Origin of the sequence: Streptomyces sp. NPDC008137 (genome assembly GCF_042957035.1) — a bacterium.
Lineage (GTDB): Bacteria > Actinomycetota > Actinomycetes > Streptomycetales > Streptomycetaceae > Streptomyces.
In genome coordinates this window covers 1-14,905 of record NZ_JBIBHN010000012.1, presented here as the reverse complement: position 1 = coordinate 14,905, position 14,905 = coordinate 1, and the positions used below count along the sequence as shown (strand labels likewise).

At 68.7% G+C, this 14,905-nt stretch carries 10 protein-coding genes and 1 pseudogene; 5 read left to right on the top strand and 6 right to left on the bottom strand.

Features of this window, described 5'->3' with window-relative positions; translation table 11 throughout:
- Positions 1-572: 572 nt before the first annotated feature.
- The 3 genes from ACFZBT_RS20485 (at position 573) to adh (ending at position 4,951) form a co-directional block, all read left to right on the top strand.
- Positions 573-1,061, top strand: coding sequence for a hypothetical protein (locus ACFZBT_RS20485; protein WP_391105666.1), 489 nt, complete (start codon positions 573-575; stop codon positions 1,059-1,061).
- 1,036 nt (positions 1,062-2,097) lie between these two features.
- Positions 2,098-3,351: a transcriptional regulator gene (locus tag ACFZBT_RS20480; RefSeq protein WP_391105355.1), complete on the top strand. Its 1,254-nt coding sequence runs from the start codon at positions 2,098-2,100 to the stop codon at positions 3,349-3,351.
- 82 nt (positions 3,352-3,433) lie between these two features.
- Complete coding sequence (gene adh, locus ACFZBT_RS20475) at positions 3,434-4,951, top strand: aldehyde dehydrogenase (RefSeq protein WP_391105353.1); 1,518 nt, start codon at positions 3,434-3,436, stop codon at positions 4,949-4,951.
- A gap of 198 nt (positions 4,952-5,149) precedes the next feature.
- Here adh and ACFZBT_RS20470 read toward each other — a convergent pair whose 3' ends face one another.
- From ACFZBT_RS20470 to ACFZBT_RS20455, 4 genes are all read right to left on the bottom strand, one after another.
- On the bottom strand, positions 5,150-5,350 hold the full coding sequence (locus ACFZBT_RS20470) for a hypothetical protein (RefSeq protein ID WP_391105351.1): 201 nt from the start codon (positions 5,348-5,350) through the stop codon (positions 5,150-5,152).
- Positions 5,351-5,388: 38 nt separating this feature from the next.
- A complete protein-coding gene (locus ACFZBT_RS20465) occupies positions 5,389-5,937 on the bottom strand; it encodes a hypothetical protein (RefSeq protein ID WP_391105349.1) in 549 nt (182 codons plus the stop codon).
- 1,121 nt (positions 5,938-7,058) lie between these two features.
- On the bottom strand, positions 7,059-9,236 hold the full coding sequence (locus ACFZBT_RS20460; protein WP_391105347.1) for a dynamin family protein: 2,178 nt from the start codon (positions 9,234-9,236) through the stop codon (positions 7,059-7,061).
- A gap of 2 nt (positions 9,237-9,238) precedes the next feature.
- Positions 9,239-11,254 (bottom strand): dynamin family protein, encoded by a 2,016-nt coding sequence (locus tag ACFZBT_RS20455; protein ID WP_391105345.1) that lies wholly within the window; start codon positions 11,252-11,254, stop codon positions 9,239-9,241.
- A 223-nt stretch (positions 11,255-11,477) separates the two neighbouring features.
- Here ACFZBT_RS20455 and ACFZBT_RS20450 point away from each other — a divergent pair, with 223 nt between their 5' ends.
- A complete protein-coding gene (locus ACFZBT_RS20450; protein WP_391105343.1) occupies positions 11,478-12,755 on the top strand; it encodes a hypothetical protein in 1,278 nt (425 codons plus the stop codon).
- Between the two features lie 125 nt (positions 12,756-12,880).
- Here the strand turns inward: ACFZBT_RS20450 and ACFZBT_RS20445 are convergent.
- A pseudogene (locus ACFZBT_RS20445) lies at positions 12,881-13,114 on the bottom strand (IS110 family transposase); the annotation flags it as partial.
- A 59-nt stretch (positions 13,115-13,173) separates the two neighbouring features.
- Complete coding sequence (locus ACFZBT_RS20440) at positions 13,174-13,455, bottom strand: winged helix-turn-helix transcriptional regulator (RefSeq protein ID WP_391105341.1); 282 nt, start codon at positions 13,453-13,455, stop codon at positions 13,174-13,176.
- Between the two features lie 226 nt (positions 13,456-13,681).
- On the opposite strand from ACFZBT_RS20440, the gene ACFZBT_RS20435 reads away from it, so the two are divergent.
- Positions 13,682-14,572: an NAD(P)-binding domain-containing protein gene (locus ACFZBT_RS20435; RefSeq protein WP_391105339.1), complete on the top strand. Its 891-nt coding sequence runs from the start codon at positions 13,682-13,684 to the stop codon at positions 14,570-14,572.
- Positions 14,573-14,905: the final 333 nt, after the last annotated feature.

Sequence of the window (14,905 nt, the reverse complement as noted above, 5' to 3'; positions counted from 1 at the left end):
AGTACCCGCGCGATTCGGTCGCACAGGTCAAGCAGCGCGCTTGTGACTCCTGATGCTCAAGTGCTCAATCCACCTTGGTGCGTGCGGAGTTGACCGAACAAGACGGGTTCTGGCCAGCACACTGGAAGGTTTTGTGAAGGCAAACTTCCCTGATTCGCACATCCTGCCCGCGCGCCCCCGTGGACCGGCCCACACTTCGCACACAGGGGGTTGCGTCTCGGGTGGCGGGCATACCTGGGAGGCCGCGCGCTTCCGGCGACGACGGCCCATCCGCCCGGTGCGCTCCCCGAGTTCTCCCCGAGTCGTTCATCGGCCACTGGCCGGTTTCGTATGGGCGGCATGGACGCGCTCGGAATTGACCGCGGCCTTACGTGCCGCGTCGTCGAGTGCCCTCTTTCGACCGGGACATGCCCGACCCAAACGCCAGGCCGCGCCACCCCTTCCGGCGCCTAGAAATATCTACGAGCATGACGGGGCCGGACCGGCGCCGCGGATCTCCCGGATCCCCGCGGGCCACCGGCCCGTGTCCCGCGTGCGTCCTTCGGGGCGCGCCGACTGTGCCTGGGGTGGCCATGCAGAGCGTCATGTGGAAGCAAGCCGTCGAGTGGCTCGCCGCGGCCGCCACGGACCCCCAGGAGTGCAAGCGGGAGTGGGACTACGGCGCGGGCACGGTTCTCGTGGAGGCCGGGCGGTACTGGGACGTGCTGAGCGTTCCCGACCGGCTCGGCCTGCTCGCGCTGGACTATCTGTGGCGCGACCCGCTCAAGGTGCCCGGCCCCACCCTGGTGGACTGCACGGCGCGCAGAGTGGGCTTCTTCCTGCCGCCCGACCCCGTCAGCGAGTGGGTGGGGTTCGGGGTCCGGCACGTCGGCCGTGGTTCCTGGGTCGCGGTACCGCCGCCGTACCGGCCCGCCGGCCGCCTGGAGTGGCTCGTCCCGCCGGACGGCACGGGCGCCCTGCACTCCCCCGGCACACTCGAGTCGGCCCTGCGCGAGGCCACGGGCGCGCTTGCGGTACTGGCACCGGTCAGCGCGGAGCCGGTGGCGCTTGACGGCTGGTGAGGCGGGCGGCGGCGGGAGGAGGGGCTGGGGTTCCCGGCCGCCGGTCAGCGGCCGGACGAGTGCCGGACGAGGCGACCAGGCCTGCGTACAGGCCGGGCGCCGGGTGAACTGCGGGTGGAATGACCGGGCCTGTGTGGCGGCCGGGGGCCGGGGATGCGCCGGCGGCGACAACCGGACCTGTGTGGCGACTGGCAGCCGGGGGTGCGCCTGCGGCGACAACCGGACCTGTGTGGCGACCGGCGGCCGGGGGTGCGCCTGCGGCGACAACCGGACCTGCGTGCCGACTGGCAGCCGACGGTGCGCCTGCGGCGACGACTGGACCTGTGTGGCGACCGGCGGCCGGGGGTGCGCCTGCGGCGACAACCGGACCCGTGTGCCGACTGGCAGCCGGCGGTGCGCCTGCGGCGACGACTGGACCTGTGTGGCGGCCGGCAGCCGGGGGTGCGCCTGCGGCGACAACCGGACCCGTGTGCCGGCCGGCGGCCGGATGGGCGCCGGAAGGGAGGACCGGGCCCAGGTGCGGGCCGGTGTGCCACGCGGGGACGGCCGTCCAGGTCTCGCTCTCGGTCGGCGCGGCGAAGGAGACCCACTGGCCGTCATGGTGCTCCGGGACGGTGTGGCCCCTCGCCTCCCATTCGGCGACCAGGGCCGCGTAGATCGGCGGATGGCCCGAGTATCCGCTGGTGAGTTCGGCGTACGGCCGGGGCGCGGCGTCGTTCCCGAGCAGGCGCCGCGTCGTCGCAGTGCTGTCCATGCCAGGGCAACGTGACGCCGCGCGCCGGTGGTACGCGGCCGGGACCCCGTCCGTCGGGTCGAGTGAACCCGTCACCCGTACGGCGGCACACGGGGGCGGACAAACATCCAGTCAGGCGGTCGCCCGTTCAGAGCGGAGCCACTTCCCGGCCGGTCGTACCCGGCCAGTCAGGCGGAACCCCGGACCCCGGTCCGCCGGTTTCCTCGACCGGGCCCGGCGCGTCCGGTAACACTGACCTCACGCCGAGAACCGGTACGACGGCTACGACGGCAGGGAGAGGCCATGTCACAGCGCCCTGACCTCCGGCAACGCAGGACCGTGCTGGAGCACGAGTGGTCCCACTGGGTACCGCGGCTGAGCGTCCCCGGCACGCGGCCGGGCGGCAGCGCGGCGCTGCGCCACGAGGTGACCGAGTCCTGGGCGCGTTCGCTGGGCAGTGTGGACCCGGGCCGGGACAGCGCCCCGGTCACCGACGGCGGCCCGGTGCACCAGCGCTGGACGTCCTCACCGCTGTACCGGCCGGTCTCGGGCCTCGCCGGCGAACTGCACAGCATCGCCGAGGACGCCGGTTTCGTCACGGCGGTCACCGACGAGTCCGGCACCATCCTGTGGACCTGCGGCGGCCCGACGATGCGCCGCAAGGCCGAGCGGGTCAACTTCGCGCCGGGCGGCCGGTGGGACGAGCAGGCCATGGGCACCAACGCCCTGTCCCTCGCACTGCGCACCGGCCGCCCCAGCTCCGTCTTCTCGGCCGAGCACCTGGTCTCGGCCCTGCACGGCTGGGTCTGCTACTGCGCCCCCGTGCACGGCCCGGACGGCCGGGTCCTCGGCGTCCTGGACCTGTCCACGACCTGGGACCGCTCACACCCCCTGGCCATGTCCACCGTACGGACACTGGTGTCCACCATCGAGGCCCGCCTCGCCACGGAACAACTCCGGCCGGTTCGGCCGTCCCAGCCGCCGAGCCGGCTGCGGCTCACCTGCCTGGGCGCCGAGCAAGCGGTGCAGGCCCTACCTGACGGTCGACACCTCCCGCTGCGTCCACGCCAGTTGGAGATCCTCACCCTGCTCACGCTCGAACCCGACGGCTTCTCCCCGGAGCGGCTGCGCGCCGCCCTGTACGGCGACCGGCCGGTCACCGCGTCCACCTTCAAGGCGGAGATCTCCCACCTGCGCCGCGCCCTCGGCGGCGGCATCGCCCCCCGCCGCTACGCCCTGACGATGCCGGTGTCCTGCGACGCTGCCGACGTCCTGCGCGCCCTGGAGCAGGGCGACACGGACACCGCCCTGCTCCGCTACGGCGGTCCCCTGCTGCCCCGTTCCGAGGCACCCGGCATCGAGGAGTGGCGCACCCGCCTCGAAGTGGCCGTACGCGAGGCCGTACTGGCGAGCATCCGCCCGGAGCACGCCCTGCGCTACGGCGAACGGGCCCCGTACGACGCGGAGATCCACGAACACGCACTGCGTCTCCTCGCGCCGGACGACACCCGCCGCGCGCTCGCGGCCGGACGGCTGACCGCGGCCGTGCGCGACTGACGCGGCGCCAACCTAGCGCCAACCTCCCGGGAGCACCATGAAGGGCGTCATCTGTCACCGCCCCTCACCGAGGAGAGCCGCCATGGTGTACGCGCAGCCAGGAACGGACGGCAGCATCGTCAGCTTCGCCCGGCGCTACGACAACTTCATCGGCGGTGACTTCGTCGCCCCGGTCGAGGGCCGCTACTTCGAGAACCCGAGCCCCGTGACCGGCAAGGTCTTCTGCGAGGTGGCCCGCTCCTCCGCCGCCGATGTCGACCTCGCACTGGACGCGGCGCACCGGGCGGCCGACCAGTGGGGCCGCACGTCCGTCGCGGAACGCGCCGGCATCCTCAACAGGATCGCGGACCGCATGGAGGAACATCTGGAGAAGATCGCGGTCGCCGAGACCTGGGAGAACGGCAAGCCGGTCCGAGAGACGCTGGCCGCAGACATCCCACTGGCCGTCGACCACTTCCGGTACTTCGCCGGCGTCGTGCGCGCACAGGAGGGCAGCATCGCGGAGATCGACGCCGACACGGTCGCGTACCACTTCCACGAGCCGCTGGGCGTGGTCGGCCAGATCATCCCCTGGAACTTCCCGATCCTGATGGCCACGTGGAAACTCGCCCCCGCGCTGGCCGCCGGCAACTGCGTCGTCATCAAACCGGCCGAGCAGACCCCGGTCAGCCTGCTCTACGTCATCGAACTGATAGCGGATCTGCTGCCCCCAGGCGTGGTCAACGTCGTGAACGGCTTCGGCGTCGAAGCAGGCAAGCCGCTGGCCTCCAGTCCGCGCGTGGCGAAGGTGGCGTTCACCGGGGAGACGACGACCGGCCGCCTGATCATGCAGTACGCGAGCGAGAACATCATCCCGGTCACGCTGGAGCTCGGCGGCAAGAGCCCGAACATCTTCCTGCCCGACGTCACGGCCGCGGACGACGACTTCCTGGACAAGGCCGTCGAGGGCTTCGTGATGTTCGCCCTCAACCAGGGCGAGGTGTGCACCTGCCCGTCGCGCGCCCTCATCCACTCCTCCATCTACGACGAGTTCATGGCCCGTTGCGTCGAACGCACCCAGGCCATCGTCGGTGGCGACCCGCTGGACCCGGACACCATGATCGGCGCGCAGGCGAGCAACGACCAGTACGAGAAGATCCTCTCCTACCTCGACATCGGCCGGAAGGAAGGCGCCGAGGTCGTCACGGGCGGCAACCCCCGGGCCGTCCCCGGCCTGGAGGGCGGTTACTACATCGAGCCGACGATCTTCCGCGGCAGCAACGACATGCGGATCTTCCAGGAGGAGATCTTCGGCCCGGTCGTCTCGGTCACGACCTACGACTCCGTCGACGAGGCCCTCAAACTGGCCAACGACACCCTGTACGGCCTGGGCGCCGGAGTCTGGACCCGCGACGGCAACACGGCCTACCGCCTCGGCCGTGAGATCAAGGCGGGCCGGGTCTGGACCAACTGCTACCACGCGTATCCGGCCCACGCGGCGTTCGGCGGCTACAAGAAGTCGGGGATCGGCCGGGAGACGCACAGGATGATGCTGGACCACTACCAGCAGACGAAGAACTTGCTGGTGAGCTACTCGCCGAAGAAGCTGGGCTTCTTCTAGGCACGGAAACTGGGCGCCTGACCTGGGTAGATGCCGGTCAGGCGCCCATCTGCGGGTGCGCCTGGACCACGAGCGGAATTCGGCCTTGCTCCCAATTCCTTCCACCGGTACCCCACCTCTGACCATCTGTTCCGGGGCATTTCCGGGCCAGGCCCGGGCTGTCGTGTGACGTCTCACGAGAATTTCGACGTCCTGTTGTCAGGAGATCTTTGACGTCTTGCCCTGGCTCTCACGCGGCGCGTATGCCTTGAAGCGGGTGACCGGCTGGCTGTTGTTGCGTGGGTGAAGGCTGGGGTCCTCGCCATCGAGGAGGACCCGGAAGCGCGTGTCCTCGACGAGGATGCGGACGGTTTTCCCGGCGTGGGTGCGTCCGATGCGGAGTCGCTGCCGGGTGACCATGACGACGCAGTCGCGAGGGACGCGGCGCGTGACGCCGATCAGGCCGGAGGCAGGTGGGGGCAGCGGATCGTTCGCGACGCGGGCGCCTCGAAGGTGGACTCGTCGCTCCGGAGAGATCGGCGACGGCAGGGTCTTGGCGAGCACGCCGTCGGCGACAACGTGGACGAGGTGCCCGTCAAGGCGGAGTGCCACTTGCTGCTGGGCCAGGGGCGTCCCGACGTTGAGAGGGCGCCGTCCAGCTGGCAGAAGCCCGCGGCGTCGACGGCTCGGGTCACTTCGACGACGGTTCCGGCAGGGAGTTTGCTGGAGCGCGCCGCGACCGCGGCGACCGGGGGCGGGCCGGCCGGACGGGCGCCACGTAGTCGGAGATCCTCCAGGTCTGCGCTGGTCAGGTTGGACGCGGAGGTGCGGACGTGCTCGCCGCCGATCAGGACGTGAACGCTGTGCTCGTCGGCCCACACGTGGGCGAGGCGTCCGGCGTGCTCCGCGGCCAGTCGCAGCCGCTGGACGCGGGGCAGCACGTCGAGGACCCCGCTCGCTGCGACCACGGTGTCGAACTCGACGGCGCTCGAGTCGGCCAGCAGCACGGGCTCAGTGGTGGCCGGCGGCAGCAGAACAGTTGGCGGTGCGGGCAGGGGGTCGAGTGAGACAGTTCGGGGAACGGCCGGTGCGGTGACTGTCGGCACAGGGTCGCCGGGCTGTGGCCGGGTTGGGCGGAACAGGCTGGCCGGGGTAGCCATGTCCAGGGCCTGGTGAGGGCGCTTGTAGTTGCTTCCTTGCGGCTTTGGAAGATGAGATTCCTCGGTCAGAGAGGGGCCTGTTCCTGCCTGTGTGGCAGGTGACTTCAGGGCACCTACCGCCGCCTTGTGTGCTTTATGTGCCAGGTTGTGAGTTCCTCGTGACCGCAGGGGTCTGCGAGGTCCGTCTTCCCGTGGGGGGGGGAAGTCTTGAATCGACGCACCGAAGGTGCGCGCCTTTCGCGCGCCCAGAAGAAGCCGAGATCGGCCATGTGCACGGTTGCCGCGTCCGGCGCCGTCGCTATGACGTTGGTGTGCGCGGGAACCGCGTCCGCGGGTACGGGCCCGCGCCCCGTACCTGGCGCGCAGCCTCCCGTCTCATCCGAGCCTTCAGAAGCGGGGAACCCGCTGACCGAACGGGCTCTGGCGGCCGGCGGGTGCTCGGACGCCTACCAGATCGGCACGACCTCCTACGCCTACCGCGGCACGGAGACGATCGCCTCGGTCAAGCAGTTCTACTCCCCGAGTGCAACGAGAACTACGGCTACGTGTGGGTGTGGAAGTCCTTCCTGGACGAGAACATCAACTTCGATCCCCAAGTTCGACTACGACGACTCCTTCAACCCGAAGACCGCCACCCAGCCCACGGGCGCCCAGTCCGCCATGGCGTGGACCCGGAAGGCTGGTGGCCACTACCCCGAGACCCTCCCCTCCTCCAGCGGCGAGAGGGTGACCAACCGGTACGACACCTCGGGCAACATGATGTCGCAGACCGACACCACCAGCGGCTCCGACGGTGCAAAGTGGACCTACGACCACAACCCCGGTCACGCCCGACCAGGGCATCTCAGCAAGATCGTGTTACGAGCTCTACGCGTAACGGATAGCAACGTCTTTGCAGGCCCTACTGAGCCACCTCCGGCACAGCTCTGTTCGTGGTCCGCATCCACATACGCGCAGCCCCACGTGTATCACTCCCCATGGGGGCGGTCCGGCCCTCTCACCGCAAGCCGTTTCCACGCGCCCAGCCATGCAGCTCGGAGCCGCCGTGACCAGCGCGGCACACCCTCGGGTTCCGGACCTCTTCCCCCGGCAGCCTTCCCTGCCGCCCCGCCCCGCCCCGCTACGAACTCCTCGATGTCGCTGGCGAATGCCGCTACCTCCGGCTCCAGCCGCTCGAGGAGAGTCAATCGCTCGCGCAGCGCTGTGCGCAGGCGCGCGGCCTCGGTGCGGTCGGCGGTCAGCACCTGGGCGCGGCGCTCCAACCGCGTCAGGGCCTGCCCCTCGGCCAACCGGGCGCGCGCCGCCCAGTCCCGCGCTGTCCTGGAGAGGATGTCGATCACCGATTCGAGATGTCCCCTGAGCTCTTCACGGGCGGCCTCGCGCTCTGCCCCGGTCAGCTCCCGGAATCCGCCGAACAAGGCGTCCGAAGTGGCTTTGAGCAGGTACCCGGCACCGGTGAAGAGCGCCGTGACCCGGTCTCGCGTCGCAGGGTCGAGCGCCAGCAGCCGTGCGTCGACCACGATCGGCTCCAGCGCGGCGGCCTCGGGGCAGAGTTCGACGATCGCCCGGTGCTGTTCCGCTGCGGTCTCGGCCAGGGCGGTCAGCGCTCCGGCCATCGTCCGCGCACATCCCTTCTCGATGTACTCCAACAACCTCGTCTTGGTCCGCAGTGCCTCGATCTCCAACAGCATCGCCCGCTCCAGGGAGCGGACGATCCGGTCCAGGGACGAGCAGGAGCGTTCGACGGCAGCTTGCAGTTGCTGCCGTTCCCGTACGATCCGCCGTGCCTCGTACTCACGGTTGGTGTCGGCGGCGGTGAGCTCCAGGCGCAGACCCGCCTCCTCGTACGCGTGCCTGTGTGCTTCGTGCAGACGAGGCCCGAACTGCACCGCGGCCCGCCAGCGGTCCCTCCACATGCGGGCGCCCAGCTCCCCTGCGAAGTCCTCCTCCAGACGACGGCACAGATCTCCGGGCCCGCCTCGCATCTCTTCCGGCACGGAAGGGGCCAAGGCGAGGAAAGCGGTCGCGGGTTCGCCGGACGGGGGGACTCCCACCACGTCCGTGAGCAGGTCGCGCAGCTGATCACGGAGTTCGGCGATCCGCTCGGCGGCCGCGGCTTCCCGCTGGGGCCGGGAGACGAAGTCACGCTCGGGACCGGTCGAGTAGTCCTCGGCGCTCATGAACCGTTTGACCTCGCGGTCCCACCAGGTGAAGGCGAAGGTCACCCGGCGGTAGTCGTCGGGCTCCCGGACGAACCGGCGGAGCGCCTCCAGCGCCGCATTGTTGGTGTAGGAGTCGGGACGGCGGGCATCCAGCAGCAAGACGATCGCATCGGGCGTGCGCCGGACCAGCTCCGCGTACACCTCGCCGTGCGACGGAACGGGCGAGCACAGGCCCGCGGTGTCCAGGAAGCCGAGGCGCCGCAGCTCGGGACGCGGAATCTCGCAGGTGGCCTTGTACAGGAGCGGCGCCAGCCCGGGGTCGGTGAGGTGACGTGCGAACGCGTCCGGTGCGGTGAGGTCGAACACCGCCGGCTCCCGTCGCCGGAGCGAGAGTTCGAATGTCCGTGCCGGCAGGGGCTGCTCCGAAGCGCCTTCGAGTTCCCGGTCCAGTTCGGCCAGGAGGACCGGAGCCCGCACCGGCGTACGGTCACCTCCGGTGAGCTCGTGGACCTCCTCTACACCGAAGTCGTCCGGCGACCGGAGCCAGCCGGCGAGGGCCTTGGCGTTGGTACGGGCCCGGCTTTCGGTCTGCCGCGGCAGTGTCACGCGGACCTTGGTGCGGAACCGCAACAGGCCCCTCGGCCGGGGTCCGAAGCGAAACTCGGTGGGGACGGCGGTGGTGGGCGTCTTGGCGACGGGGAGCCAGTTCAGACCGAGCATGCGCACCATCAGACTGGTCTTGCCGGAGGAGTAGGCCCCGAGCAGCAGCACCTGCGGCGTCCGGACGGACCACAGGTTTATGACTTCGGAGAGGTCGAACTGCAGCGGAGTCGTGTCCGGGCCGCCGCCGTCCACCCCGCCCTCCACGTCGCGCGCCAGCGCGTGTCCCCGCTCCAGCAGGGCAAGGGAATCCTTGCGGAGGCGGTCCGGTACGGACGGTGCCCGTCGCCTCCACCAACCGGCACCGGCTTTCGTTCCGCTCACTCCTACCGCCCTGCCCGCTCCGTGAAGTCGTGGGCGAGGGCCGTGAGCTGGTCCCTGACCCGCTGTGCCCGCGCGGCCTTCTCCTCCCACAGTGCGACGTCCTGCGCACGGTGGGCGAGGGAAGCCCGCGGGCTGCGGAGCGCCTGCTCGAGCCGGCGTTCAGCCGGGGCCGCCAGGTGGTCGAAGATGCGGCCGGCGAAATTTGCCTCCTCGGCTGCGTACCGCGCCCGGAGCTTCCCGGCGAGGGCGTCACGGTCCTTGCCGAAGTCCTTGACCAGCTTGCGGAAGTCGGCGGCCGTGAGAGCGGCGAAGAAGACCGTCAGCACAGTGCCGACGAGCGCTTTGGCGGTATGTTTCGTCGATTCCTTGGACGCTTTTTTGACCGCCTCTTTGGCCGCCTCCTTCGCTGCCTCCTGGGCTGCTTGCTGGGCGGTGAGCTTGCCCCAGGCTGCGGCCGCAGCCTTGGCGGCCGCCGTCCCCGCGATGGCCGCTGCCGCGTTCGCGGCTTCTTGGGCGTCGGCCCCCGGCCGGCCGAGCGGCACTGCGGCGCCCTCTCCCTCACCCCCGTCGGCGGGGGCCTCGAGCCGCCCGACGTCCCGCAGATCCTGTTGCAGCCTGCGAAGGTGCTCGTCGGCGACGCATACGCCGCGGACGTTGACCCGCTCCCAGAACGAGCTCTCCTCCTCGGCGCGCGCGATGGCGGAACGGATCTGCCGGTCGAGGCGCTCCGCGGCGGACTCGCCCGCACCCACCCAGTTCGCCGCCTCGCCCACCAGCGTCCGCACCAGGGTGAAGTGCTCCAACACCGTGTCGGCACTGACGCGTCCATAGAGCGAGGTGAGCTCCGGAGCCCGCTCCGCGGCGACCGTTCGGATCTCGTCCCGCATCTGCGTCCGGCCGGGCTCGATCACGTCACGCTCGAGCCGGGCCCACTCGTCCAGATACGCGCGGCTGAACGCGGCGCGGCGTCGGAACTCGTTCTTCGCGGTGCCCAGCACGTCGGCCAGCTCCTTGGCGTGACCGGCGCATCGCAGGAGCAGCAAGCGCACGCGTGAGCGTTCTATCCGCTCACCGAAGGGGCCGACGAGGTCGTCCAGCGCCCGGCGCAGGGGCAGGTATCCGCAGCGCTCCAGCTCTCGCTGGAAGTCGCTGTCGGCGGCCAGAGCTGGCTTCTGCTGCTGGCGCGCGACCAACTGCCGTGCTTCGTGGGAGTCGTAGAGCACGATGTCCGTCAGATGGGCCCCGAGGTTCTCGCGCAGCACGTCGACCACACCGCCCGGTCCGGTCAGTCGCGGGTCGTGGTGTGGGTCGTACTCCGGATCGTCGTCGCGGTCTTCCAGGGACCTGGTGACGACCCCCAGTACCGCTTCCCTCCGGTCCGCGAGCGCCCGGGCGAAGACGCCGGCCTCCCCGGCGTTCCCGGCGCTCTCCGGATAGAAGGTCCACAGGACCAGATCCGATTCGTCCTCCCGCAGGTACCTGAGCGTCACGTCTTCGAACGCCTGCAGGCGATCGGCGAGGCCGGGTGTGTTGATGAGCCGAAGCCTGCGGAGCAAGGGCTCGCGCAGGTACAACCGCACCTCCCGGCACGCCACCTGTTGCTCGCTCAGCGCCTTCTGCTGCCGTAGGAATTGCACAGCGTGCTCGACCGATTCGAACCGGGTATTGGTGCCGTCGGACCAGACGCGCTCCGCGTACTCCTCTGGCGCCCCTTCGTCGAGGGGGTTGAGAACCGCTACCACACCATCGGTCGGCTTGCTGTCGGTGATCAGCAGCTTCCGTCCGAGCAGTGAATTGATCAGCGACGACTTCCCGGAGGAAACCTGTCCGATCACCATGATGGACAGCGTTGCCGATACCCGGTCGACCACCCGGGTGATCCAGTCGCGGTCGAGGACCTGTGACTGGGGATCCAGTTCGATCTCCGCCTCCGACACGAGGAATCGAACCTCGTCCGCCATCACCCCCAGGCGCTCGATGTCCTTGTCCCGTCGAAGATCTGCCCAGTGGGATGTCATCCCCTTGCCCCCGTCCCCGGCGTTTCCGCCCATACCCCTTGCGACGTCCACCATAAGTGTGACCACAGACACTCGCAGGAAAACAACCATGAGCTGGATCTTGCGCGGCCGAACCGATCTCATCACAATTCCGTATGCCTGCTACGTCATTGTTCTGGTCTGGGTTGTGCAATGGTCTGTCAGAAGCCGAAAAAGGACCGCTTGAGGGGGCAGACGGGAGATCATGTCCCAGACTGCTGAGGACTGCATCGGAGCGCCCTTGAACGCGTCCGCGGAAACAACTGGAACGCCGGTTCTGGATGCTCTGGAATCTTTCTATGCGCGGGACATCGACGACCTGGCCTCATGGGCCGGACGCACGCTGAATGACGCCGTGTCGCGGGGACGCGACGTCGCCTCCACCATGGCGGCTCTGCGCGCGGACGAGTTCATGACGGTCTACCTCAACCAGATTCACAGTGTGCCGCCCGAGCGCTGGGCCCGGGCTCTGCCACTGCCGGACGGACATCTGCGAGCCGCATTGCTGGGCCGTGAACTGGTGGATGTGCCCAGGAGCGGCCGCCCGAACCTCTTCATGGACGGCCGGCTTTACGGAGCCGAACGTCTGCCCGAACAACTTTCACCGGACTGCAGGGAGCTGAAGGCTCCCTTGTGCTACGCCCACGACATCGTGTTCGAAGACCCCTTCGACGACGAGCATCACGCTCTCGAACAGCTTCGAGTCCTTCGAGAATACGAGCCGGACACGGCTGGGTATCCCGCTTTTGACCCCCGAATCTTCGTCCGTACCCTCGAAACCCTGTCCCAACTCACTCCGCTCATCCGGTCCGGAACTATCATCTTCATTCCGCGACAACTCACCGCTCATCCGACGAGCATCGCGACAGCGGGTTCCAGCTTCGCGGGTGCCGGCGGGGAGGTGTCGCGACGGGAACTGGCGGAACGCACCCTGCGCGCCTGGCTGCTGACAGGCGGCCGCGCCGTTCCACTCTTTGCCTCTACAGCCGAGGAAGCGGTGTTTCGGGAAGTCGCAGGTGTCCTCGGCGGGCTGTTGCCCGAAGCGGAGGGTACGTTCATGCGCCGACTGGCCAACTTGGCCCTGCCGTCCAGCGGGCAGTTGGACACCCGGCGGATGCTGGAGATCCGCCATGAAGAGGTGTTCACCCGGTTCCGGATCCGTCAACGGGCGGCCCTTGCCGCGGTCGGCGACGGTCACGATGTGTCCGCTCGGCAGCTGTATCGCGAGGAGATGCGGGCGGCTGCTGACGAGGTCAACCGGCGCAGCAATCGCAGTGTGCTGGCGAAATTCACCGTGCCGAAGGCAATCGGTTGGTTGACTGGGGCGATGCTTGTGGTGCCTGATGGCTGGCAGGCGCTTTTCGCCGCTGTGGGCGCGCTGACCGCGGAATCGGCAGTGGAGGCGTGGCAGGACCGCGATCAGCGTGCGCAGCAGGCACTGCACCACCACTACGCGACTCTGTCCGGGCCTCCTCCTGATTAAGACCGTGTCCTATGTGGTGAGGCGGAGGAGCCGCCTGTACCAGCACAGGGCGGCGGCAAGGCCGAGAAAGGCCTGAACCGCTCAGAGCTCGTAACACGATCATGAGTGATTCCTCATGCTGTCTGTCAAGCGGCGAGGGTGGTGGGAGGCACGGCCTCGTAAGTCCGTCCGTCGCGTAGGAGAGCCCAGAGGACGTTGACGCGGCGACGGGCCAGAGCGAGGACGGCTTGGATGTGGCGCTTGCCTTCGGAGCGTTTGCGGTCGTGGAACCGGCGGGAGCCCTCGCAGCTTCGGATGCTGAACAGTGCGGAGATGCAGAAGAGTCGTTGGAGTCGGCGGTTGTAGCGTCGTGGGCGGTGATGGTCCCACTACAAGGTGCCCGTTGGAGCAGCGCCGATCCCGACTGCCTGCTGTCGGCTCACGGGAGGGCCTCGAGACGCTCCATGTGTTCCTCGCCCCACTGACCGAGTGGGGCGAGAGCGGCGATGAGCGAGTGGCCGAAGTCGGTCAGCGAGTACTCCACCTTGGGTGGGACCTGGTGATGGACCTCACGGTGCACCAGGCCGCTGGCCTCCAGTTCCCGCAGTTGCAGGATCAGCATCCGTTCACTGATACCGGACACTGTCCGGCGCAACTCGCCGAAGCGCAGCGGGCCTTCGCCGAGCCAGAACAGGATCAGCCCCTTCCATTTCCCTCCCATGATGTCGATGGCAGCGTCCAGCCCGCAGGTATAGCTCCGCCTCTTCACCGGCACTCTCCTAACAAAAATGTGGGTACCAGACAAAATTGTAGGTACTTGCAGAAGTGTTGGTAGGCCCACAGCATGGAGCAGGCATCGCACCGGATCGCGACAACTTCATGCGATTGGCCTGCGCTTGACGCTGCCTCAGCCGCTCAGGAAGATCCGTCTCTGACAGGAGCAACGTATGACCGGGCATCACCGCACTCCCGTGACCGTCGTCGGACTGGGCTCGATGGGCAGCGCACTGGCTGAGGCATTCATCGACGCCGGGCACCCGACCACCGTCTGGAACAGGACTCCGTCGAAGGCCGCGCCGCTCGTGTCCAAGGGTGCCGTTCACGCGCACACGATGGACGAGGCGATCGCGGTGAGTCCACTGGTCATCGCATGCCTGACCACATTTGAAAACACCATCGAGGCCCTCGAACCGGCCGCTGCCGGGCTCAAGGGGCGGGCCCTTGTGACCCTGAACAGCGGTTCACCAGCCGGGGCCCGGCAGATGGCCGAGTGGGCGCTTGGGCAGGGAGCACGCTACCTCGGTGGAGCGATCAAGAACGTACCGTCTGCCGTGGGCGCCGCAGACACCCTCCTGTACTACGGCGGCGACAACAGCGTCTTCGAGGAGTTCGCTTCGACGCTGCGGGTGCTGGGGGGCGACACTGTCTACCTCGGTGCCGACGCCGACCTCGCCGCCCTGTACGAAACGGCGGTGGGCGGCACCCTGCTGCCCGCGCTCGTCGGTTTCTTCCAGGGCGCGGCAGCAATGCAGGCCCGTGGCCTCACGGCGGCCTCGATGGTTCGGTTCAGCATCAGGTGGTTCGAAATGATCAACTCGGTCCTGCCGGTCTTCGCCGAGGAGATTGACAGCGGGGATTACAGCAAGCCCGCCTCCTCCGTAAACCTCTTCCTGGCCGGAGCCGCCCATGACGAGGAACTCGGCAAGGAAGCGAACCTCGACGTGGGTTGGCACAAGCCCTTCCACGGCCTGCTCGAGCGCGCGGTCGAAGCCGGCCACGGCGACCACAGCATCTCTGCCCTGACAGAGATCCTCAAGAACCCTGTGCAGACCGGATAGCCCAGGACGGCGCACCATTGCATGGGAATCGGGCCAATCAACCAGCTCCCCAGACCGCAGGCGGACACGCTCAATTGCGGCCACCAGCGTGAGGCCAACGCCAGTGCCCGGACTGCCTCGCCGGGTAGCAAGTATCCTGACAACTGCCTCTTTGTCGCCATGCTCGACACCCAGAACGGTTCGTTGAGACGAAGGCCATCACTGCCGTGCACCACCGGCTCAGTTACGTGACACCCTTTAAAGGGTGTTGCAGAAGGCTTGGTGGCGGGCATGGCTGAGCAACGCCTGACGTGCTGTTTCACCCGGCTAGGGCGAGGTTGTGCATGGTGGCGA